The organism is Azospira inquinata, assembly GCF_018905915.1.
Classification (GTDB): Bacteria; Pseudomonadota; Gammaproteobacteria; order Burkholderiales; family Rhodocyclaceae; genus Azospira; species Azospira inquinata.
Map to the genome: position 1 here is coordinate 2,164,737 of NZ_CP064782.1, position 22,015 is coordinate 2,186,751.

The 22,015-nt window shown below is 61.5% G+C and carries 16 protein-coding genes; 2 read left to right on the forward strand and 14 right to left on the reverse strand.

Translation table 11 applies throughout. The features are described from left to right. Positions 1 to 86 precede the first annotated feature (86 nt). Genes Azoinq_RS09935 through Azoinq_RS09955 form a run of 5 tightly spaced genes read right to left on the reverse strand, consistent with a single transcriptional unit; the run spans position 87 to position 8,118 of the window. Complete coding sequence (locus tag Azoinq_RS09935; RefSeq protein ID WP_216129511.1) at positions 87 to 1,694, reverse strand: type I restriction-modification system subunit M; 1,608 nt, start codon at positions 1,692 to 1,694, stop codon at positions 87 to 89. After that, complete coding sequence (locus Azoinq_RS09940) at positions 1,691 to 2,698, reverse strand: virulence RhuM family protein (protein WP_216129509.1); 1,008 nt, start codon at positions 2,696 to 2,698, stop codon at positions 1,691 to 1,693. The genes Azoinq_RS09935 and Azoinq_RS09940 overlap by 4 nt, the downstream gene beginning before the upstream one ends. Continuing rightward, positions 2,695 to 3,843: an AAA family ATPase gene (locus tag Azoinq_RS09945; protein ID WP_216129507.1), complete on the reverse strand. Its 1,149-nt coding sequence runs from the start codon at positions 3,841 to 3,843 to the stop codon at positions 2,695 to 2,697. The genes Azoinq_RS09940 and Azoinq_RS09945 overlap by 4 nt, the downstream gene beginning before the upstream one ends. After that, positions 3,840 to 5,153 carry a restriction endonuclease subunit S gene (locus Azoinq_RS09950; protein ID WP_216129505.1) on the reverse strand — a complete coding sequence of 438 codons (1,314 nt, stop codon included), beginning with the start codon at positions 5,151 to 5,153 and terminating at the stop codon, positions 3,840 to 3,842. Before Azoinq_RS09950 ends, Azoinq_RS09945 begins: the two co-directional genes overlap by 4 nt. Further along, positions 5,143 to 8,118, reverse strand: coding sequence for a type I restriction endonuclease subunit R (locus Azoinq_RS09955; protein ID WP_216129504.1), 2,976 nt, complete (start codon positions 8,116 to 8,118; stop codon positions 5,143 to 5,145). The genes Azoinq_RS09950 and Azoinq_RS09955 overlap by 11 nt, the downstream gene beginning before the upstream one ends. A gap of 425 nt (positions 8,119 to 8,543) precedes the next feature. Here Azoinq_RS09955 and groES point away from each other — a divergent pair, with 425 nt between their 5' ends. Next, on the forward strand, positions 8,544 to 8,834 hold the full coding sequence (gene groES, locus Azoinq_RS09960; RefSeq protein ID WP_216129502.1) for a co-chaperone GroES: 291 nt from the start codon (positions 8,544 to 8,546) through the stop codon (positions 8,832 to 8,834). 44 nt (positions 8,835 to 8,878) lie between these two features. Further along, on the forward strand, positions 8,879 to 10,531 hold the full coding sequence (groL, locus tag Azoinq_RS09965) for a chaperonin GroEL (protein ID WP_216129500.1): 1,653 nt from the start codon (positions 8,879 to 8,881) through the stop codon (positions 10,529 to 10,531). Between the two features lie 100 nt (positions 10,532 to 10,631). Here groL and yedF read toward each other — a convergent pair whose 3' ends face one another. The 9 genes from yedF to rbbA form a co-directional block, all read right to left on the reverse strand. Beyond that, positions 10,632 to 10,889 (reverse strand): sulfurtransferase-like selenium metabolism protein YedF, encoded by a 258-nt coding sequence (gene yedF, locus Azoinq_RS09970; RefSeq protein ID WP_216129498.1) that lies wholly within the window; start codon positions 10,887 to 10,889, stop codon positions 10,632 to 10,634. After that, on the reverse strand, positions 10,886 to 12,082 hold the full coding sequence (gene yedE / locus Azoinq_RS09975; RefSeq protein WP_216129496.1) for a selenium metabolism membrane protein YedE/FdhT: 1,197 nt from the start codon (positions 12,080 to 12,082) through the stop codon (positions 10,886 to 10,888). The genes yedF and yedE overlap by 4 nt, the downstream gene beginning before the upstream one ends. A gap of 294 nt (positions 12,083 to 12,376) precedes the next feature. Beyond that, positions 12,377 to 12,823 carry an alternative ribosome rescue aminoacyl-tRNA hydrolase ArfB gene (gene arfB, locus Azoinq_RS09980; RefSeq protein WP_332460824.1) on the reverse strand — a complete coding sequence of 149 codons (447 nt, stop codon included), beginning with the start codon at positions 12,821 to 12,823 and terminating at the stop codon, positions 12,377 to 12,379. 107 nt (positions 12,824 to 12,930) lie between these two features. After that, complete coding sequence (locus tag Azoinq_RS09985; RefSeq protein ID WP_216129494.1) at positions 12,931 to 14,814, reverse strand: potassium transporter Kup; 1,884 nt, start codon at positions 14,812 to 14,814, stop codon at positions 12,931 to 12,933. 127 nt (positions 14,815 to 14,941) lie between these two features. After that, complete coding sequence (locus tag Azoinq_RS09990) at positions 14,942 to 15,646, reverse strand: response regulator (protein ID WP_216129493.1); 705 nt, start codon at positions 15,644 to 15,646, stop codon at positions 14,942 to 14,944. Further along, positions 15,643 to 17,244: a DUF4118 domain-containing protein gene (locus Azoinq_RS09995; protein ID WP_216129491.1), complete on the reverse strand. Its 1,602-nt coding sequence runs from the start codon at positions 17,242 to 17,244 to the stop codon at positions 15,643 to 15,645. The genes Azoinq_RS09990 and Azoinq_RS09995 overlap by 4 nt, the downstream gene beginning before the upstream one ends. Positions 17,245 to 17,339: 95 nt before the next feature. Then, positions 17,340 to 18,059 (reverse strand): CerR family C-terminal domain-containing protein, encoded by a 720-nt coding sequence (locus Azoinq_RS10000; RefSeq protein ID WP_216129489.1) that lies wholly within the window; start codon positions 18,057 to 18,059, stop codon positions 17,340 to 17,342. Between the two features lie 6 nt (positions 18,060 to 18,065). Further along, entirely contained in the window at positions 18,066 to 19,226 is a 1,161-nt protein-coding gene (locus Azoinq_RS10005; protein ID WP_216129487.1) for an ABC transporter permease, read from the reverse strand. A 1-nt stretch (position 19,227) separates the two neighbouring features. Then, positions 19,228 to 22,008: a ribosome-associated ATPase/putative transporter RbbA gene (rbbA, locus tag Azoinq_RS10010; protein WP_216132064.1), complete on the reverse strand. Its 2,781-nt coding sequence runs from the start codon at positions 22,006 to 22,008 to the stop codon at positions 19,228 to 19,230. Positions 22,009 to 22,015: the final 7 nt, after the last annotated feature.

Consider the following 22,015-nt stretch of genomic DNA (forward strand, 5'->3'; position numbering starts at 1 on the left):
AACACCCCGGTTGGCTACCGGGGTGTTTTGTTTGGGGGGTATTTCGCTAAAGCGACTGGTAGGCCCCCTTTGTTTCTCGGGTTTTTTTACGGTAAGGGGGGTAAGCCCAATTCTCGGAGAAAAGCGTTGTGCTTATCGAGCGCTGCTTGCCGTCGTTGTTCGAGAGTGAGTAGCTCGGCATGGACGGCCGCTAAATCGATTTCCTTTTCCGCCTCTGCCGTGCTGACGTAACGGGAGAGGTTCAGGTTGAAATCGTTCTGCTCAATTTCCGCCATACTGACCCGGCGTGAGTAGCGTGGTTCTTCCTTACGGTACTGATAGGTCCGGACAATCTTGTCGATGTCTTTCTGGCGCAGTTGGTTCTGCCGCTTCCCTTTTTCGAAATGCTCGGCGGCGTTGATGATCAGCACATCATCCGGCTTTTTGCACTTTTTCAACACCAGAATACAGACCGGAATACCGGTGGAGAAAAACAGATTGGCCGGTAGTCCAATCACCGTGTCGATGTTGCCATCCTTCAGCAACTTGGTACGGATGCGAGCCTCCGCCCCACCACGGAACAGCACCCCGTGGGGCAGGATGATGGCCATAACCCCATCCTGCTTGAGAAAGTGAAAACCGTGGAGCAGAAAGGCAAAGTCGGCGGCGGACTTGGGGGCCAGCCCGTAGTTCTTGAAACGCACATCCTCGCTCAGTGCCTGGTTCGGTTCCCAGCGATAGCTGAACGGGGGATTGGCCACCACTGCGTCAAACTTGGGCATTTTGGCCGGGTTGGTTTCCCGCAGCAGGTCCCATTCGTTCAGCAGGGTATCGCCGTGGAAAATTTCGAATTCTGAATCCTTCACCCCGTGCAGCAGCATATTCATGCGCGCCAGATTGTAGGTGGTGATGTTTTTTTCCTGGCCGTGAATTTTGCCGATGCCGTGGGGCCCCATGCGGTGGCGCACGTTCAACAGCAATGAGCCGGAACCGCAGGCAAAATCCAGCACACTCTCCAGTTGGGAGCGCTGCCCGGTAGCCGGTTCCTGGCTGTCCAAAGTGACAATGTCGGAAAGAATGCTGGATATCGGCTGGGGCGTGTAAAACTCCCCGGCCTTCTTGCCGGAACCGGCGGCAAACTGGCCGATCAGGTATTCATAGGCATCGCCCAAGGCATCGCTGGTGGTGGAAAACTGGGCCAGGCCCTTGGCAATTTCGCCAATGATCTTGCACAGGCGGGTATTGCGCTCGGGATAGCTCCTGCCCAATTTTTCAGAGGCCAGATTAATTTCCGAGAACAATCCTTTGAACGTGCTGGCGAAAGATTGGTTTTCAATGTAGCTGAAGCCCTGCTGTAGGGTACGCAGCAGGTCATCATCCTGGATACGGGCCTGCTCGGTAATGTTGGTCCAGAGATATTGGGGTTCGATGACGTAATGCACCTTGCGGCGCATCTGTTTCTCGAAGTCAGGGATATCCGCTGGGTTATCGGCATACCAGAAGGAAAGGGGACTAAACCGATCTTCCGGCTCCAGTTCCGGGTAGTCTGGCCCCAACTCCTTTTGGGCGGCGGCTTCATAGTTGTCCGAGAGGTAGCGGAGGAATAGAAAGGCCAGCATGTAGTCGCGGAAATCGTCCGCGCTCATGGCGCCGCGCAGTTGATCGGCAATGGACCAGAGGGTCTTGCCCAGTTGTTGTTTTTCCAGATCGGTCATGATGTTTTATTGGGGCGGTGCTTAATTTTGTTTTCCAGGGCTTTCAGTTCCGCCTCGTCCTGGGCGTCAGCGGCCTGGGCTTCCAGGCCCTTGCGGTGTTGGTCATAGCCCTGAAATAGGGCGCCCACCTGCTGTTCCATGTGGGCATGGCTGATGGCGCCTGCTCCACTCAACAAGGGAAAACCGTTGGCGGTAATGATCTGCCCCACGTTCTCCTGCCAGAACGCCATGGGGGTCACGGTCTGACGCTTGGCGCGCAACTCGGCGGTTTCCAGGAAGATCACCACCAAGCGATTCAGGGTGTCGATTTCATCTTCCGTCAGGTAGTTTTTGGCGACGATGATGTCCTGCTTGCGTACCTGTGCGCCCTTCCAGGCCAGCAGGCCAAAATGGGGATCGGCCGCATTGGCCCGGGCCAGAATGAGTTCAGCGGCGGTCTGTTGCGTCACCGCGTAGAGCAGCAGGTTTTGCACGGTGGCGAAAAATTGCTGGGTGGCCTTGTCGCTCTTGTCGTAATCGCTGGAGAGGGCGAAGAGGTCCCGCACCTTCTGATAAAAGCGCTTTTCCGAAGCGCGAATATCCCGGATGCGGGCCAGCATCTCGTCGAAGTAATCCGGGCGGCCATCCGGGTGCTTCAGCCGCTCGTCGTCCATGGCGAAGCCCTTGAGCAGGTACTCTTTGAGCACCGTGCTCGCCCAGCGGCGGAACTGCACCCCGCGCGGCGAACGCACCCGGTAGCCCACGGCTAGGATGGCATCCAGGTTGTAGTGCGCCACCCGGTAATTCTTGCCATCGGCGGCAGTTGTCATCCAATGGTTGACAACTGATTCCTCGCTCAACTCCTGATCGGTAAAAATGGCCTTCAGGTGCTTGGCCACATTCTGCTTGGAAGTCTGGAACAGTTCGCCCATCTCCAATTGGGAGAGCCACACCGTGCCGCCCTCGGCGCGCAACTGAATTTGACTGCGGCCGTCTTCGCTGGTGTAGAGGATGAGCTGGGTCATGCTGGCTCCTCTTCGGCAGCTGCCGGAAACAGTTCCGGATTGAAGGGGTAACGATTCAGGAAAGCGCGGAAAATTTTCCTAAAGTGCGCTTTATTCTCTTCCATCATTTCTCGCGGCTCGTAAAGCGAATAATCGCCATGACTCATAAGGTCAATCATCCGCTTGGATAGCGTTTCATCTAGATCACCTGCCACCCTGATACATTCGGTCCAGTCATTAAGCCCCAAGAAAATGGAAGTCTGTTCCATCACTCTGCGCATCATGTTGAAGTGATGTGTATAGAGAGCCCCACTCTTTTGTGCTGTATCTAACTCAACAATGCTTGCCAAATGGTGAAGGAATGGCGTGGCGGATGTATCTACTAGTGAATAACTGCCAGAGGGAGCATTTCTCAGAAAATATCGGAACGCCTTCCCTTTAAATTCGTTGCACAGCACATTGAAAAACAAGGTGTGGTGCGTCGAGATTACCGTCTTGAGGTTATTGTCCGGCTGCTTGAGCAGTTGGGCGAGGTGGTTGGCCACCGCAATGGCGTTGTGCTCGTCTAGCGAGGAAATCGGGTCGTCGATGTAGACGTACTTCACCCACCGATAAGCCTCCGCACCGTCCAGCGCCAGTTGCACAATGGCCAGGAAGAAGCACCAGACAAAGATGTTTTCCTCGCCGCGCGAGACCTTGATGTTGTCGATGACTTGACCTTCCTCCGTGCGCGAGAAATGCACCGCCCATTCCTGCGTATCGATGCGGAAATCGAAGTCCCCATAGCGTTGCAGCAACGGGCGGATACGGTTATCCATCTCCAGCTCGGCCAGACCGGCAAAGAAGCGCGAGGCCGCGTTTAGCGTCAGCCTGCGGTCGCTGTCGCCGTCTAAGTCGTTGTCCCAGTGGAACAAGTCTTCGGTGAAGGCGTTGAAGTAGAGCGTGTCGCCCACTGTTTCTGCAATGACCAGCGGCTGCTCGGTATTGTCCTCTGTCGTCAGATCGCGATGGATCGTCTTCTTGCCGGCATCCTTGAAGGCCATCGACAGCCGCGTCTTGCCGGTGCCGTTGTACGCATAGAGCAGAATGGCTTTCTTGTTCTCCAGTTCGCCTCGCAAATAGGTGGCCAGCGCGGGCAGGTCGGCGAAGGGTAGGCCCGGCTTCATGCCGGAACCTCGTCCAGCACCGGGAACAACTGTTGCATCAGGCCCTTCTTGTGGGCTTTGAGGGCGGCGATTTTTTGACTTTGGGCGGTTATGAGGTCGTCGAGGGAAGACAGGCACTCTACGATTCTTTTTTGTTCTGGTGGCAGAGGATATACAACCGGCAATACCCTGATTATTTCCGCATTGAGATTCAGTACTCCGCTGCCTGCAGCGTTGTTCAGAAAATAGGATTGGCTCGTTGGCGAAAAAATGAAGTAGTAAAGATATTCTCTGCCTACAAGCTCGCTTAGCTCCGTTATGGCGATCCATCCATCGTGAATGCACGACTTGATTTTCATCAGATACGGTCGACCGAAGCTCATCGAGTTGGAGAGTATTAGGTCGCCGGGGCTAACCTCTCTTGTCTTGCTTAGTGCTTCAGGGCGAACTTTCTCTTCAGTCCTCGTAACGTATTTCGCTTCTTTGCCCACGTCACCAATCTTTAGCCAATTCAGTCCATTGGTTGCTGTGGTAAGAAAGCCATCGATTGGTCGAGGGGAACCGCCACGTACAACAGTAGAAAGGTCGCCGAGAGTTTTCCCCTCCCATTCCCCCGCTTCCCGAAACTCGGGAAACCGCAGCCGTGGCTCGGTTTCGCCTTCGCGGGGGAAAAGCTGCTGCATCAGGCCCTTCTTGTGGGTCATGAGGGCTTCCAGCTTTTGGGATTCCGCCGTGATCAGATCGTCGAGGGAAGACAGGCAGTCGGCGATTTTTTGTTGTTCGGCGGTGGAGGGAAAACTAATGGGCAGAGCTTTAATAATGTCTGCGTTGAGATTTTGAACTCCACTTCCTGCGGCGTTATCAAAAAAGTAGCTCTGGCTTCCCGGTGCCGAGATCGAGTAATAGAGAAAGTCTCTTTCTGTATTCTTGGCGATTTCCGTAATGGCGATCCAACCGTCATGAATGCACGTCTCAACCTGAAGAATGTAGGGCCTTCCGAAACTCATCGAGTTCGAGAGAATCAAGTCTCCAGGATTTACCACTCGCGTTTTACTCAGCGCGTCAGGTCGGACCTTCTCCGCGGTTCGTGTGACGTATTTGGCCTCTTTATCCACATCGCCAATCTTGAGCCAGTTAAGACCGCTCGCGTCAGTGGTGAGAAAATCGTCAATCGGACGTGGAGAACCACCACGGACAACTTCCGATAAATTTCCCAAGAGGCCGTTTTCCCACCCCTCTGCCTCCCGAAACTCAGGAAACCGCAGCCGTGGCACCAGCGCTGACTTTTCCTTGTTATCTTCGCCCATCGCGCTCTTGCCCTTACTGCTCATACGCACTCAACCCCGAAATCTCCCGCCCCTGGGCCAGCTTGTGCAGCAGGGGCGTCAGGTCATCCACTAGCGCCAGTTCCGCCTGAGTACGGGCCTTCCAGCCCAGCCCCAAGGGGGCCATAAGTTCGCTCAGGGCTTCGCCATCGAAGATGCGGCGGCGGAGCACTTCGTCCACAAAGGCTTGCAGTGCGGCGGCGTCCAGCTTGTGCCTGGTAGCGATGCCGGTGAGTTCCTGAACTTTTTTCTCAGCCTTGAAGCGTTCGTAACCAGCGCGGATTTCCTTTTCTTCCAGCGCCTCGCCCAGGGGCAGGCTGCGGATGTAGGCGGTGATGTCTTCCCCTTCGTCCATGAATTTGGCGTCGGCCTGGATGAGACCGATCAATTGCTCCCGGCTCATGGTGGTCTTGCTGCTGGGGGTCTGGGCCGTCAGGCGGGCGATGAGGCCCATGATGTAGTCGTAGTCGATGAGGCTGGAGGCGAAGAGCACGAATTCGAAATCCAGTTGCTGGACTTCGGCAGGCGCATGCTCCCCTTCCTTTGCTTGCTGCTCCTTGAGGCGCTTGGCGATTTCCAGGTAGGTGCAGCGGAAGCTCTGCAATTGGTCCCGGGGCAGGAGGGCTTCCATCTTGGCCTTTTGCTCGGGGGCTAGGTCAGTGTACTGGTCCAGCTGGGTCTTGAGGCGCTGCACTTCCTTGAAGCGGGTGATGAATTCGATGCGGGCCGTGTCACCCTTGAGGTTGTAAACCTGCTCGGGCTCGCAGGCTAGGTTCTTTTGCTCCATGAAGCGTTCCATGCCCGCGACGGCAGCCTCGTATTTGCCCAGCACGTCGGCTGCCGGGTCCACCAGCCAGATGGCGTGGGCCCGGTCCACCTTTTCTCCGGAGAAAAGGGCGATGGCGGCATCCACTTCTTTTTGCTGCTGGCGAAAGTCGAGTACGTTGCCGTAGGGCTTGCTGTCGTTGAGTACCCGATTGGTCCGGGAGAAGGCCTGTATCAGGCCGTGGTGCTTGAGGTTCTTGTCCACGTACAGGGTGTTGAGGTACTTGGAGTCGAAGCCGGTGAGCAGCATGTCCACCACGATGGTGATGTCGATCTTTTTCCCATGGGGCAGGTCCCCATTGGGGTATTGCTGATCCTTGATGCGCTTTTGTACATCCTGATAGTAGAGGTCGAACTCGCCGATGCGGTGGTTGGTGCCATAGCGGGCGTTGTAGTCGGCGATGATGCGGGTGAGGGCGGCCTTCTTGCCTTCCGGGTCCTGCTGGTTGTCGGCTTTTTCCTGGGGCAGGTCTTCCTGAATCTGCTGCACGTCCTTGTTGCCTTCGGCGGGCGGCGAGAAGACGCAGGCGATATTCAGGGGGGCGAACTCCGGATTCTGCTTGCGTATTTTCTCCTGCACGGTCTGGAACAGGGCGTGATATTCGATGGCGTCGTTGATGCTGGCGGTGGCCAGCAAGGCGTTGAATTTGCGCTCGGCGGTGGCGGCGTCGTGCTTGGAGAGGATGGCTTCGACGACTTTACGCTTGGCCAGGGGCTCGCCGGGTTTGGGTGGGTGCTTACCCTCCGGCTTGAAGTAATCCACGTGGAAACGCAAGACATTGCGGTCTTCAATGGCGTGGGTGATGGTGTATTGGTGCAGGCAACGCTGGAATAGGTCGTCGGTGGTGCGGTAACTGGCCTGCTGGCCTTCAATCTGCTGATAGGTGGCGTTCTGCTCGAAGATGGGTGTGCCGGTAAAGCCGAACATCTGGGCGTTGGGGAAAAAATCCTTAATGGCCTTGTGGTTGTCGCCGAATTGGGAGCGGTGGCATTCATCAAAGATGAACACCATGCGTTGCTGGCGCAGCGGTTCCAGACGCTCTTTGTAGTTGCGCTTGTTGCTGTCATCCAGCGCTAGGCCCAGCTTCTGGATCGTGGTGACGATAACCTTATCGGCTTTGTCGTCGGACAGCAGGCGACGCACCAGGGTTTCGGTATTGGTGTTTTCTTCGACGCAGTTTTCCTGGAAGCGGTTGAATTCCTCCCGGGTCTGGCGATCCAGATCCTTGCGGTCCACCACGAACAAACATTTGTCGATGTCCGGGTTGTCCTTGAGCAGGGTGGAGGCCTTGAACGAGGTAAGCGTCTTGCCGCTGCCGGTGGTGTGCCAAATGTAGCCATTGCCGCAGCGTTGGTGGATGCAGTCCACAATGGCCTGCACGGCATAAATCTGGTAAGGCCGCATCATTAGCAGCTTCTGCTCGCAGGCCACCAGCACCATATAACGGCTGATCATCTGGCCCAGGGTGCATTTGGCGAGAAACTGCTCGGCGAAAACCTCCAGATTGGTGATTTTTTTGTTGTTCTTGTCGGCAAATTGGTAAACCGGCAGAAAGCGTTCATCCGCGTTGAAGCTGAAATGGCGGGCGTTGTTGTTGGCAAAGTACCAAGTGTCCGCCCGGTTGCTCACAATGAAGAGCTGGATGAAGCAGAGCAGGGTCTTGCTGTAGCCGTTGCCAGGGGCGTCCTTGTAATCCACGATTTGTTGCATGGCTCGGCGCGGACTGACGGCCAAAGTCTTGAGCTCAATCTGCACCACCGGAACCCCGTTGATGAGCAGCATCACGTCGTAGCGGTGGTAACTGTTATCGGTGTTGATGCGTAACTGGTTGACCACTTCAAAGTGGTTTTTGCACCAGTCTTTGATATTGACCAACGTGTAGTTCAAGGGGGTGCCGTCGTCCCGTTCGAAAGCCGTGATGCTGCGCAACGTCTGAGCCGCTTTATAGACATCCGCCGTAATAACGGTATCGAGCAGGCGCTGAAATTCGCCATCGGTGAGTTTGACCCGGTTTAATGCTTCAAATTTTTCACGGAAATTGGCTTCTAGGGCTGCCCGATCCCGGATGTCCGGGCGGTAGGTGTATTTGAGGTCATCCAGCTTGGCAATCAGATCAAGCTCGATTTGGTTTTCCGTGGTTGACATGTGGATCACCTGAAACAGGCGAATGGTATTTTGTAATGGGCGGAGTCTAACAGTGCTTGGCGGAGCAACCCAACTACCATGAGGGTGACAAGTGCGCTATGGCTTTCCTTTCATTTGTTGTGGGGAGCGTTGCCCTGGAGTGGCCTTCCAATGCTTCGGCGCTGGAGGAATGTTTTTCCGAAAGGGGAAACGGCATGAACCAGCCGCTGCCTCCGCAAAACGGGGAACAGGGGAGGTGGGCCTGGGAGTCTGACCTTCTCCCCAATCACCCCACCCCACAATTTTCCCGTCCCCAGGGCTTGAAATCCCCCTAAGCCGCCCCTATTATTAGCACTCGCAACGGTTGAGTGCTAACACCCGGTGGGGTGGGGCACCGACGCCGGACAAATTCCACCGTACAACTTCGCAACAAGGAGCTAAATCCTATGAAAATCCGTCCCTTGCATGATCGCGTGATCGTCAAGCGCCTGGAAGAAGAACGCAAGACCGCTTCCGGTATCGTTATCCCCGATGCAGCCGCTGAAAAGCCCGATCAAGGTGAAGTGGTTGCCGTGGGCAACGGCAAGCTGCTGGACAACGGTGAAGTCCGCAAGCTGGAAGTGAAAGTGGGTGACCGGGTGCTGTTCGGCAAATATTCCGGTCAGACCGTGAAGGTGGATGGCCAGGAAGTGCTGGTCATGCGCGAAGAAGACCTGATGGGCGTGATTGAGGCCTAAGCCTCCTTTCCCCCTGTTCAATCGATTTATTGAGGAGAGTATCAATGCCTGCTAAGGAAGTTAAATTCGGCGATTCCGGTCGCGCCCGCATGGTTGAAGGCGTCAATATTCTGGCTGACGCTGTCAAAGTGACCCTGGGCCCCAAGGGCCGTAACGTGGTGCTGGAACGCTCTTTCGGCGGCCCCACCGTGACCAAGGACGGTGTGTCCGTGGCCAAGGAAATCGAACTGAAGGACAAGTTCGCCAACATGGGCGCCCAAATGGTCAAGGAAGTGGCTTCCAAGACCTCCGATCTGGCCGGTGACGGCACCACCACGGCTACCGTGCTGGCCCAAGCCATTGTCCGGGAAGGCATGAAGTACGTGGCCGCCGGCATGAACCCCATGGATCTGAAGCGGGGTATCGACAAGGCGGTGGAAGCTACCATTGATGAGCTGAAGAAGCTGTCCAAGCCCTGTTCCACCACCAAGGAAATCGCCCAAGTCGGCTCCATTTCCGCCAACTCCGATGCCTCCATCGGTGAAATCATCGCCCAGGCCATGGAAAAGGTCGGTAAGGAAGGCGTGATCACCGTGGAAGACGGCAAGTCCCTGCAAAACGAACTGGAAGTTGTGGAAGGGATGCAGTTCGACCGCGGCTACCTGTCCCCCTACTTCATCAACAATCCGGATAAGCAAATCGCCATCCTGGAAAACCCCTATGTGCTGCTCTTCGACAAGAAGATATCCAACATTCGGGATCTGCTGCCGGTACTGGAACAAGTGGCCAAGGCCAGCCGTCCCCTGCTGATCATCGCCGAAGACGTGGAAGGGGAAGCCCTGGCCACCCTGGTGGTGAACAACATCCGCGGCATCCTGAAGACCGTGGCCGTCAAGGCTCCTGGCTTCGGCGACCGTCGTAAGGCCATGCTGGAAGACATCGCCATCCTCACCGGCGGTCAAGTGATCTCCGAAGAAGTGGGCCTGTCCCTGGAAAAGGCCACCCTGGAAGATCTGGGCCAAGCCAAGCGCATCGAAGTGGGTAAGGAAAACACCACCATCATCGACGGCGACGGCACGGAAGACGCCATTAAGGCCCGCGTGACCCAAATCCGCGCCCAAATCGAAGCCGCCACTTCCGATTACGATCGGGAAAAGCTGCAAGAACGGGTGGCCAAGCTGGCCGGCGGTGTGGCCGTGATCAAGGTGGGTGCTGCCACCGAAATGGAAATGAAGGAAAAGAAGGCTCGCGTGGAAGATGCCCTGCACGCTACCCGCGCCGCCGTTGAAGAAGGGATCGTCCCCGGGGGCGGTGTTTCCCTGCTGCGCGCCCGTGCCAATGTGGGCTCCCTGAAGGGTGCCAACCACGAACAAGACGCCGGCATGAAGATTGTGCTGCGTGCCGTGGAAGAACCCCTGCGCCAAATCGTGGCCAACGCTGGCGACGAACCCTCCGTGGTGGTGAACAAGGTGCTGGAAGGCTCCGGTAACTTCGGTTACAACGCTGCCACCGGCGAATACGGCGACATGGTGGCCATGGGCGTGCTGGATCCCACCAAGGTGGAACGCACCGCCCTGCTGAACGCCGCCTCTGTGGCCGGTCTGATGCTGACCACCGACTGCATGGTGGCCGAACTGGTGGAAGACAAGCCTGCTGCTGCCGGCATGCCCGATATGGGCGGCATGGGCGGTATGGGTGGCATGGGCATGGGGATGTAATTTCCCCCGAGTCCTGCACTCAAGCAAAAGCCCGGCTTCGGCCGGGCTTTTTTATGGGGCAGAGGGGGCAAGACCTCCACCCCGGGGGAAGTCCCCCCTTTCAGCGGCGGATCAGATAACGGATGGTGGGGCCGTCCTGCACCACCTCCAGTACCTCATAGCCGTGGTTTTTCGCATCCACGGGAATACTGTTGATGGACTGGGGACAGTCGGTCACCACTTCTAGCACCTGGCCCGGAGCCAGCTGGGGCAAGGCCTCCAGGGTGGCCACCGCCGGGTAGGGACAGGGCTCCCCCCGCATATCCAGGCGGAAATCGGGGGCGGGCAGGGAAGCGGGTTGGGTCGGGGTTTGGGTCATAGGGCCTCCTGGGCCGCTTTACGGGCAAAGAAATGTTTTTCCCACCACAGCACGGCCAACAGGGCGACGGCCAGCAGCAGATAGGTGACCAGCAGGCCTCCTGCCGGGCCAAAGGTTTCCAGCAGATTGACCTTGGCGTAGGGGGTGACCAGAAGGGGGGTCAGATCGTCCCAGTAAATGGCCAGCAGGGTAGAGCCGATCACATTGCCCAGACCTACCCACCAGTAATGCACCTGGCCTTCCACGGCCCGGTACATCCAGCCCGTTTCACAGCCCCCGGCCAGCACAATGCCAAAGCCGAAGAGCAGTCCCCCCAGTACCGCATTGGGCCCGGCCCACATAATCTTGGGGGCCACTCCCAGTTGCACGTAGCTGAAGACGCCGATAACGCTCACCGCCATACCCAGGAGAATGGCCTTGGCCATCTGGGTACGGCCGGTGATCCACAAATCCCGGAAAGCGGAGGTGAAGCAGACCTGGGCCCGTTCAATGATTAGGCCGAAGGCCAGTCCGAACAGGGCTGCCAGCCCCAGCTTGGGGGTGGCCCCCACCTTGCTGCCCGCCCAGGCCAGAAAGGCGAGAAACACCACCATGCCTAGGCGAAAGCGGCGGGCCGCCTGGCGGGGATCCTGTTGCAGGGGCGTGGGGGCGCTCACCTTTTGCAGCTTCAGGGGTACCCGGAACAGGGGTAGCAGGGTAAAGCGGGCGCCAAACCAGGTGCCCACGGCGGTCGCCAGGGCAAAGAACCAGGCGTGCAGGGAAAACTGGGGAATGCCGGTGAAAAAGGCGGCCAGATTGCAGCCCATGGCCAGACGGGCGCCAAAGCCGGCAATGATGCCGCCCACCAGGGCCTGGGCGATGCGGATCGGATGCTGGGGCAGGCGCAGCTTGACGTTGTTGGCCCACAGGGCGGCGGCGAAGCAACCGGCGAACATGCCCAGGATCATCATCCCATCCACCCGTTCCAGGGGCGTACCCTCAAAGTGCATGAGCTTGAAATAGGTCCAGGTTTCCGGGTGGTAACCGGCGAATTGGAGCAGGTGGCCGCCCCAGCGGGTGAATTCCCCGGTCACGGCCCAGAAGGTGCCGGTGATGCCGAAGTAGTAGGCGGCCAGCACCCCGGCGGCGATGATGGCCGGCACGGGAGGCCAAAAGGTGATGAGAAAGCGTTGCTTGAAGGTCGGCCAGTTCATGGCGGCAAAAACTCCTGAAACGAAAAAAGACCGGGGGCCGAAAAACCGGCTGGGCCCGTCGGGGGCGCATTTTCCCACGTTTCCTCGCCCTTTCCGACGGAAGGGGCGCCCAAAACCCAAAACCCAAAACCCAAAACCCAAAACCCAAAACCCAAAACCCAAAACCCAAAACCCAAAACCCAAAACCCAAAACCCAAAACCCAACCCTCTGCTTGCTGGGGCAAGGACGGCTCCCGTATCACCCTACGTGCTCGTGGCCCCGGGCTGGCCATAGGGCAGGGGGGCCCGATCTGCCTACCAGGCCACCTTGCCCCGTCCCCGCTTGATTTCCCCATGCCGCTGCTTGCTTTCCTTGCGCCGCCCCAGTGCGGCCCGGGAGGGGCGGGTGGGGCGCCGGGGCTTGTCTGTATGGGCGGCCTCCGCCACCAGGGCGTTGAGCCGTTCCAGGGCGGCGGCCCGGTTCTGTTCCTGGGTGCGGAATTCCTGGGCCTTGATGACCAGTATCCCGTCCCGGGTGAGGCGCTGGTCCCCCAGGCGCAGCAGCCGCTCCTTGAGCCAGTCGGGTAGGGAGGAGGCCCGGATGTCGAAGCGCAGGTGAATGGCGGAGGACACCTTGTTCACGTTTTGCCCCCCGGCCCCCTGGGCCCGGATGGCTTCCAGGGTAACTTCTTCAGGGGCAACGGTATAAACGGGCATGGCGGGGGCGGGCGGCAGACAGGGCAAGGGGGTGAAGAATGCCACGGGCCGGGGCCCCTGTCCTCCTTCAGCCATGAAAAAGGGGCCCGAAGGCCCCTTGGGGAGGGTCGCCAGAGAAGACGGTGGTGGCTCGAAACCGTGGCTTCGCCCCCCTAGAGGGTGACCTGACTCCCCAGTTCCACCACCCGGTTGGAGGGCAGCTTGAAAAAGTCCGTGGCGCTACCCGCGTTGCGGAACAGGGCGACGAAGAGCTTTTCCCGCCACAAGGGCAGCTGGCCGCCGAGCCGGGGAATGATGGTTTCCCGGCCCAGGAAGAAGGACACCTCCGCCAGGTCCAGGGGCAAGCCCTGGGCGGCGCAATGGTCCAGGGCCAGGGGAATGTCCGGTTCATCCTTGAAACCGTAATTCACCGCCACATGCCAGAAATTGTCCCGCAGGTGGCTGACCGTTAGCCGTTCCCCCTCCGGTACATAGGGGGTGTCGATGAAATGGACGGAAAGCAGCACCACCCGTTCATGGATGACCTGGTAGTGCTTCAGGCTGTGGAGCAGGGGATGGGGCACCATGGAGGCGTCCGGGGTCATGAAAATGGCCGTGCCCGGGGTGGTGGGCACCGGGCTCAGGGCCAGACTGGCCATGAAATCGGTCATGGGCATGGCCTCCGCTTCCAGGCGCCGGCGCAGCAGCACCCGGCCCCTTTTCCAGGTGGTCATGATGACGAAGAGGCCGATACCGAAGGCCAGGGGAAACCAGCCCCCATCCTTGATCTTGGTGGCGTTGGCGAAGAAAAAGGCCCCGTCTAGGACGAGGAAGCCCCCCAGCACCAGGGCCCCCATGGTCAGGCTCCATCCCCACAGGCTGCGCACCACAATAAAGGCCAGGATGGAGGTAATGACCATGGTGCCGGTCACGGCGATGCCGTAGGCCGCCGCCAGGTTGGAGGAGGAGCCGAAGCCCAGGACCAGGGCCATGACCGCCAGTAGCAGCAGCCAGTTCACCGTGGGCAGGTAAATTTGCCCCTGCTCCTTATCCGAGGTGTGGAGCACCGCCATCCGGGGGGAGTAGCCCATCTGCATGGCCTGCTGGGTAATGGAATAGCAGCCGGAAATGACCGCCTGGGAAGCGATTACCGTGGCCAGGGTGGATAGCCCCACCAGGGGCATCAGGGCCCAGTCCGGGGCGAGCCGGTAGAAGGGGTTTTCAATGGCGTCCGGGTGGGTGAGGAGCAGGGCCCCCTGGCCGAAGTAATTGAGTACCAGGGCAGGCAGCACCAGGCCGAACCAGGCCAACTGAATGGGCTGGCGGCCAAAGTGGCCCATGTCCGCGTAGAGGGCTTCCGCCCCGGTCAGGGCCAGGACCACCGCCCCCAGGGAGAGAAAGGCCAGGCGGGGATCGGCGGCAATGAAGCCCAGGGCATGGCGGGGGTCCAGGGCCGCCAGCACCGCCGGATAGCGGGCAATGCTCACCACCCCCATGAGGGCCAGGGCCGCGAACCAGACCGTCATCACCGGCCCGAACAGCTTGCCGATGCTGGCGGTGCCGTGGCGCTGGAAGAGGAAGAGGGTGAGGATCACCGCCAGGGCGATGGGGAGAATGAAGGGCTTGAAGTCCGGGGTGACCACTTCCAGGCCTTCCACCGCCGACAGCACGGACACCGCCGGGGTGATGACCCCGTCCCCGTAGAACAAGGCGGCGCCGAAAAGGCCCAGGAGCATTAGGCCGTGGGCGTAGGGTTTGCCCGCCGCGCCCCGCAGCACCAGGGCCATGAGGGCCATGACCCCCCCTTCCCCCTTGTTGTCGGCCCGCATGATGAAAGCCACGTATTTGAGGGAGACCACAATCATCAGGGACCAGAAAATCAGGGAAAGAATGCCCAGCACATTGTCGTGGCTGACGGGCACCGGATGGTGGGCCCCGGCGAAAATTTCATGGACCGTGTAAAGGGGGCTGGTGCCGATGTCTCCATAGACCACCCCCAGGGCGGCCAGGGCCAGGGGCGCCATGGGGCCCCCATGACGGTTTTCATTGCCTTGCATGATGACTCCTGTTGTTATGGTGTGCCCGTCTCAAGGGCGGGGGGACGGACCGCAAGGGTCCGCCGGGCCGGTGGCGGCGGAAACTCCCCCGGAGTTTCCCGCGATCCGCCCCTGGCCGAGGCCCGGGCTAGGGTTGGAAGCGGTAGCCCACGCCGGTTTCGGTTAAAAAGTGGCGGGGCTGGGCCGGGTCCGCTTCCAGTTTCTGGCGCAGACGGCCCACGTAAATGCGCAGGTAATGGGCGCTATTCACGTAGGCCGGGCCCCAGGCTTCCCGGAGCAGAAAGCGGTGGGTCAGCACCTTGCCCCCGTTGGCCACCAGAATGGAGAGCAGCCGGTATTCGATGGGGGTGAGGTGGACCGTTTCCCCCTGACGGGTGACCTGGTGGCGCAGCCGATCCATCTCAATGTCCCCGAAGCTGAGCAGGGTGCCTTCCTCCGGCGCTCCCGCCGCCCGGCGCCGTAGCACTCGGATGCGGGCCTGCAATTCCCCGACACCGAAGGGCTTGGTCAGGTAATCGTCGGCCCCCGCGTCCAGGGCCCGGATTTTTTCCCCTTCCTGGGTGCGGGCTGAGAGCACCAGAATGGGCCCGGCGTTCCAGCCCAGCAGTTCCGGAATCAAATCCACCCCGTCCCGGTCCGGCAGGCCCAGGTCCAGGATCACCAGACCGGGATGCTGTTCCCGGGCCAGGGCCAGACCGGTGGCGCCGTTGGCCGCCTCCAGGGTGGGGCAGCCTTCTTCCGCCAGGGTCTGGCGCAGAAAGCGGCGGATTTGGGCGTCGTCCTCAATAATCAGGACGGGTTTGGGCGCATTGGCGTCCCCGTTGCGGTTCATGGGCGTTCTCCCGTGCTCGGGGCCGGGGGTTCCGGTCCGTCTTCCTCCAGGCCGTCCAGGGCCGGGGGCTGGCCCACGGGCAGGGAGAAGCGCACTTCACCGCCTCCCTCCGGCCCGTTGCCCGCCCGGATGTGGCCGCCGTGGGCGGCAATTACCGCCTGGCAGATGGCCAGACCCAGGCCCACGCCGCTGCGCACCCCGTCCCCCGCGCCCTGGGTAAAGCGCTGGAAGGGGTCCAGGCCCGGGGGAAAGCCCGGGCCCTGGTCCCGCACCGCCACTTCCACCCAGGTTTCGTTGTCCCGGGGGGCGGCCCGTTCCGCCAGAATGCGGATGGGGGTGGCGGCGGGGGCATATTTGGCGGCGTTTTCCACCAGGTTGGCGAAGACCCGTTCCATCAGCACCGCATCCAGATGGAGCAGGGGCAGGTCCGGGGCCAGCTGGACCTGGACCGGCCGGTCCCCCAGGGCCGGGCGGATCAGTTGCAGGGCGGCGCCCACCACCTCTTCCAGGGGCTGCCATTCCCGGTGCAGGGTGACCCGGCCGGACTGGAGCCGGGCCATGTCCAGCAGGTTATCCACCATGCCGGAGAGGCGCAGGGCCTGGTCCCGCACGGCGGTGGCCGCCTCCCGCTGGGCCTGTTCCCCGGGGGGCGTTTGCCAGACCAGGGATTCGGCCATGGCCCGGAGGGCGGTCAGGGGAGTGCGCAGATCGTGGGAAATGGCGGAGAGCAGGGAATTGCGCATCTGTTCCGCCTCCCGTTCCCGCTCCGCCTTTAAGGCCGCCGCCGCGTAATGGATACGTTCCAGGGCGATGGCCAGGAGGGAGGCCAGGGCTTCCAGTTGGGGATGGAGGGCGTGGAGCCGCTCCCCGTCCCCATCCCGGGGGGCTACCGCCAGCACGCCCCGGGGCCGGGTGGGAGCGAGCAGGGGAAAATAGGCCACGGCGCAGCCGTCCGCCGCCAGGGCCCCGTATTCCACGGTGCGGGACTCGGCCTGGGCCATCAGGGCCAGATGCTGTTCCACCTTGAGGGGCTGGGGCTCCGGATGGCCCGGCACGCACACTTCCAGGGCTTCCTGGGGGCCGTTGAGGAGCAGGCAGCCCCGGGCGTCCAGGCTGGTGGCCAGATAGCCCTGGGCCACCTCCGCCACCTGGCTATCCGTCAGGGCCCCGGCCAGATCCTTTGCCGCCTCGTAGAGCTGGCGGGCTTCCCCTTCCCGGCGCTGGGCCAGTTCCGCTTCCCGGCGCAAGCCGGCGGTGAGGCCTCCCGTAATCAGGGCCACGCAGAGCATCACCCCCAGGGTAATGGCGTACTGGGCGTTGGCCACGGCCAGGGTGAGCTGGGGCGGTACAAAGACGAAGTCGAAGAGGCCTACGGCGAAAAAGGCCGCCAGGACCGCCGGTCCCCGGCCCAGGGTGCGGGCCACGAGAAAGACTACCAAAAGAAAGACCAGGGCCGTGTTGGTTAGGTCCAGATGGGGGTGGAGGGCGGCGGTGATGGCCGCCGTGAGCAGGCAGGCCCCCAGGGCCAGGCCATAGACCGTCAGGGCGGCCAGGGAACGGTGCCCGGCGGCGTGGGAATGGGAACGGATGGTCATCATGCCTCCGAAGCGGAAGGGCCCGGCCAAGGCCGGGGGAATGCCCCCATTTTCCCGGGATGGGAATAAAAACGGTGTAAAAAAAGGAGGCGCCCGATTCAGGGGGCGGGAGGGGGGGCGGCGATGCCCGCCAGGAGGCCGGTGACGGTGATGCGGGCAAAGCGTTCCACCGCCGCCACTACCGCTTCCACCTGGGGTGGGGTGAATACGGGAGCCAGTTCGTCCCGGGCGCCCCAGTCCAGGCGGCGGCCTAAGGCGCTGCGGCCATAGGCAAAACCCACCAGCTGGCCGTGGAAAGCGTGGGCCAGGAGTCGGGTGCCCGGGTCCGTGGGGGGCTGGCCGGTCATCCGGGCGACAAGGGTTTCCGTCAGGTCGTGGATGGGGGCGGTGAACTGGTCGTAGAGCAGGTCGAAGGCTGGGCCGGGCTGGAGCATTTCCCGGCTGAGAAAGGCGTACCAGGGGCCCCGGTGTTCCGGGCGGAAGACCAGCCGGGCGATGTGGGCGGCCAGGCGTACCAGCAGGTCCCCCGCCTCGGCCGGCGTGATGTCCGGGCTTAAGCAGGCGTGGATGGCCTGGGCCTCCCGCCCCAGCTGTTCCCCCGTGGCCTGGCAGATACGCTGGGCCACGGCCAGATACACCCCTTTTTTGCCGCCGAAATGGTAGGGAATGGCGGACTGGTTTACCCGGGCCAGGGCTGCCAGCTGGCGGGTGGTCACCCCGTCGTAGCCGTAGCGGCCGAAAAGGGTTTCCCCCGCATCCAGGAGCCGTTCCCGGGTCTGGTCCGGCGCTCGGGGCAGAGGAAGGGGAAGGGGAGCCATGGGGGCTTAGAGCTGGGTTTGGGCCACGGATTTGCGGAAGCGGGCCAGGGCAAAGAGGAAGAACAGGGTGCCGATGCCTGCCATGGCCAGAAATTCGGGCCACACCACTCCCAGGCCAGCCCCCCGGTAGAGGATGCCCTGGGCCAGGCGCACGAAATAGGTGGTGGGGGCTACCAGCATCAGGTTCTGGATCAGCACGGGCATGCTTTCCCGGGGGGTGACGCCCCCCGCCAGGAGTTCCAGGGGCACGATGGTGAGGATGATGAGCAGGCCCAGCTGGGGCATGGAGCGGGCCACGGTGCCGAGGAAAATGCCGATGGAGGCGGCGGAAAACAGATACAGGGCGGCGCCGCAGAGGAACAGGGGCAGGGAACCCTGGATGGGCACCTGGAGCACCCCTTGGATCACCAGGGTGAGGGCCACGGTGGCGCCTATGAGTACCGCCAGACCGTTGGCCCAGACCTTGGACAGCATGATTTCCGCCGGGGTCAGGGGCATGACCAGGAGATGTTCCAGGGTGCCGTGTTCCCGTTCCCGGACAAAGGCCGCCCCCACCAGGATGATGGTGAGCATGGTGATGTTGTTGATGGTTTCCATCACCCCGCCGAACCAGTAACCGGTCAGGTTGGGGTTAAACCGTACCCGGGGGGTGAGGCGCACGGGCAGGGTGGCGCTATCCCGGGTGCCGGTCAGGTATTCCCCGATTTCCCCCATGAGAATGTTCTGGATGTAGGTGTTGCCGATAAAGGCCTGGCTGATCACCGTGGCGTCGATATTGATTTGGAGGGCGGGGCGGCGCCCGGCCTGGAGGTCCCGTTGGAAATTGGCGGGGATGACGATCACGAAGGAGTAACGCCCCTGGTCCAGGGCTCCGTCCATGGCGGACCAGGGGATGGATACGGGGGGCTTGAAGAAGGGGGGCGTCAGGGCCCCGGTCATGCGCAGGGAAAGGGGAGACCGGTCCTCATCCACCACCGCCACTGGGGCGTCCCGCAATTCCTGGGACACCCCGAGGGCGGCGGAATAGATGCCCCCGGTAAAGGCCCAGACAATGAGGATTAGCAGCACCTTGTCGGCCCACAGGCTGCGCAGTTCCTTGAGGCCCAGGCGGTAGATGTTGGTCAGCCGGTCCCGGGGGCTTAAGGGGGAGGGATGGGGGGCGGCCATGTTATTTCTCCTGCTTGGGCAAGAGGACCAGGGAAATCAGGGTCAGCACGGGGATAAACAGGGCCAGGGCGAGGAACTGGCTTTCCAGATCCCCAAAATCCAGGGCCTTGGTGAACACCCCCCGGCTGATGGTCAGGTAATAGGTGGCGGGGAAAAACTGGCCTACCCAGTAGGCGCCCCCTTCCAGGGACCCCACCGGGGTGGTGAGGCCGGAAAACTGCACCGTGGGCAGCATGGTGAGGATGGCGGTGCCAAACAGGGCGGCGATCTGGGTGCTGGTGAAGGTGGAAATGAAGAGCCCGATGCCCGTGGTGGCGGTGACGTAGAGCAGGGCCCCCGCCGTCAGGGCGAAGAAGCTGCCCTTGATGGGCACCCCGAAAACCCCCACGGCGATGAGCACCAGGGCGAAATAGCTGATCATGGACACGCAGATATAGGGAATCTGCTTGCCGATGAGAAATTCCAGCCGGGTCACCGGGGTGACGTAAAGATTGGTGATGGAACCCAGTTCCTTTTCCCGCACCACCCCCAGGGCCATGAGAATGGCCGGGATAAAGACCAGAAGCAGGGGCAGTACCGCCGGCACCATGGCATAGACGCTGCGGAAATCCTGGTTATAGCGGTAGCGGGGTTCCACCTCCGTGGGCAGGAGCTGGGGCTGGTTGCCCGTGGCCTCGGTGATGAGCTGCTCCAGGTATTGCTGGTGGATGCCTTCCAGATAGCCCCGGGTGGTCTCCCCCCGAAAGGGCATGGCGCCGTCGATCCAGGCTCCTACCTCAGGATGGCGTCCCTGGCGCAGGTCCCGGCCGAAATTGGGGGGAATTTCCAGGGCCACGGTGAGTTCCCCGTTACTCATGCGCCGGTCCAGTTCATTGCTGTCCTGGAGGGGGGCGTGCTGGATGAAATAGCGGGAGCCGGACAGTTCCCGGATGTAGGCCCGGGATTCCGGGCTCTGGTCCCGGTCCAGCACGGCGAAGCTGAGGTTTTCCACGTCCATGGAAATGCCGTAGCCCAGCACCAGCATGAGCAGGGCCGAGCCCAGGAGGGCAAAGGCCAGGCGGATGGTGTCCCGGCGCAGCTCCAGGGTTTCCCGGTAGGCGTAGCCCAGCAGGCGGCGCAGGCTGAAGGGGGGCGGCCGGTGGCCGGGGGCTCCGCCGGTAGGAGGCGCAGCTTCGGTGGGGGCGGCGGGAGCATGGCCCGCCGCCGGAGCGTCGGTGTCGGACTTGGGGGGGCGGTTGGCCCCGGTGGCCTCTTCCAGATAGGCGATGAAGGCTTCTTCCAGGGTGGCCGCCTGGCGGGACTGGCGCAGCCGCTCCGGGGTGTCGCTGGCCAGCACCTTGCCCGCGTGCATGAGGGAAATGCGGTCGCAGCGCTCCGCTTCGTTCATGAAGTGGGTGGAGATGAAAATGGTCACCCCCTGCTGGCGGGAGAGTTCCACCAGCAGTTGCCAGAATTCATCCCGGGCCACCGGGTCCACCCCGGAGGTGGGCTCGTCCAGAATCAGTAGCTTGGGTTCATGGACCACGGCCACGGCCAGGGAGAGGCGCTGGCGGATGCCCAGGGGCAGATCGGCGGCCGGGTCGTCCAGATAGGGGGCCAGGCCAAAGCGTTCCACCAGGGCTTGGATGCGGGGCCCGATGCGTTCCGGGGCCAGGTGGAAGAGGCGGGCGTGGAGATCCAGGTTGGCGGCCACGGTCAGCTCCCCGTAAAGGGAAAAGGCCTGGGACATGTAGCCCACCTGGCGCCGGGTCTCCAGGGAATGGGCATCCACCGGGCTGCCGAAGAGCCAGGCTTCCCCCGCGCTGGGGGGCAGGAGGCCGGTGAGCATTTTCATGGTGGTGGTTTTGCCGCAGCCATTGGAACCGAGAAAACCGAAAATTTCCCCCTGTTCGATGCGGAAATTGACCCGGTCCACCGCGGTGAAATCTCCGAAGCGCTGGGTCAGATCCTTGGCTTCGATGGCGTAGTTCTGATCCTGACGCTGGCGGGGGGGCACCACAAAGCGGTGCTGGGCGCCCCGCTGGGCCTCCGGCAGCAGGGCCACAAAGGCTTCTTCCAGGGAGCTGGCGTGGGCTTTGGCCTTGATTTTCGCCGGGCTGCCCGTGCCCAGGACCCGGCCCTCGTTCATGGCCGCCAACCATTGAAAGCGTTCCGCTTCCTCCATGTAGGCGGTGGCCACCAGCACACTCATGCCCGGCCGACGGCCCCGGATGGCGTCGATCAAATCCCAGAATTGGCGCCGGGAGAGGGGATCCACCCCGGTGGTAGGTTCGTCCAGGATGAGCAGGTCCGGATCGTGGATCAGGGCGCAGCAGAGTCCCAGCTTCTGCTTCATGCCACCAGAAAGCTTGGCCGCAGGCCGGTCCCGGAAGGGGGCTAGACCGGTGGCGGTGAGGAGTTCCCCAATGCGCCGTTCCCGCTCTGCCCGGCCCTGGCCGAAGAGACGGCCAAAGAAATCCACATTTTCAAAGACGGACAGGGTGGGGTAGAGGTTTTTCCCTAGGCCCTGGGGCATGTAGGCGATGCGGGGCTGGGCGGCGTTGCGAAAGTGCCGGTTAGCCAGATTGCCCCCCAGGACTTCCACCTCACCTTCCTGGATTTTCCGTGCCCCGGCGATGAGGGCCAGGAGGGAGGATTTGCCCACCCCGTCAGGCCCCAGCAGCCCCACCATGATGCCCGCTGGAATGGCCAGATCCACCCGGTCCAGGGCGGTGACTTCCCCATAGTGCAGGCTCACCCCGGTCAGCCGGGCCACGGGGACCGGGGTGGCGGGGGCGCCCAGGGTGGGT

Bases quoted from the DNA above. Each gene is read 5' to 3' on its own strand.
- Azoinq_RS09950 (WP_216129505.1), bottom strand. From the start codon at position 5,153: ATGAGCAGTAAGGGCAAGAGCGCGATGGGCGAAGATAACAAGGAAAAG.
- Azoinq_RS09940 (WP_216129509.1), bottom strand. From the start codon at position 2,698: ATGACCCAGCTCATCCTCTACACCAGCGAAGACGGCCGCAGTCAAATT.
- Azoinq_RS09945 (WP_216129507.1), bottom strand. From the start codon at position 3,843: ATGAAGCCGGGCCTACCCTTCGCCGACCTGCCCGCGCTGGCCACCTAT.
- groL (WP_216129500.1), top strand. From the start codon at position 8,879: ATGCCTGCTAAGGAAGTTAAATTCGGCGATTCCGGTCGCGCCCGCATG.
- Azoinq_RS09955 (WP_216129504.1), bottom strand. From the start codon at position 8,118: ATGTCAACCACGGAAAACCAAATCGAGCTTGATCTGATTGCCAAGCTG.
- Azoinq_RS09985 (WP_216129494.1), bottom strand. From the start codon at position 14,814: ATGCAAGGCAATGAAAACCGTCATGGGGGCCCCATGGCGCCCCTGGCC.
- Azoinq_RS09990 (WP_216129493.1), bottom strand. From the start codon at position 15,646: ATGAACCGCAACGGGGACGCCAATGCGCCCAAACCCGTCCTGATTATT.
- groES (WP_216129502.1), top strand. From the start codon at position 8,544: ATGAAAATCCGTCCCTTGCATGATCGCGTGATCGTCAAGCGCCTGGAA.
- yedF (WP_216129498.1), bottom strand. From the start codon at position 10,889: ATGACCCAAACCCCGACCCAACCCGCTTCCCTGCCCGCCCCCGATTTC.
- yedE (WP_216129496.1), bottom strand. From the start codon at position 12,082: ATGAACTGGCCGACCTTCAAGCAACGCTTTCTCATCACCTTTTGGCCT.
- Azoinq_RS10000 (WP_216129489.1), bottom strand. From the start codon at position 18,059: ATGGCTCCCCTTCCCCTTCCTCTGCCCCGAGCGCCGGACCAGACCCGG.
- Azoinq_RS10005 (WP_216129487.1), bottom strand. From the start codon at position 19,226: ATGGCCGCCCCCCATCCCTCCCCCTTAAGCCCCCGGGACCGGCTGACC.
- Azoinq_RS09995 (WP_216129491.1), bottom strand. From the start codon at position 17,244: ATGATGACCATCCGTTCCCATTCCCACGCCGCCGGGCACCGTTCCCTG.
- Azoinq_RS09935 (WP_216129511.1), bottom strand. From the start codon at position 1,694: ATGACCGATCTGGAAAAACAACAACTGGGCAAGACCCTCTGGTCCATT.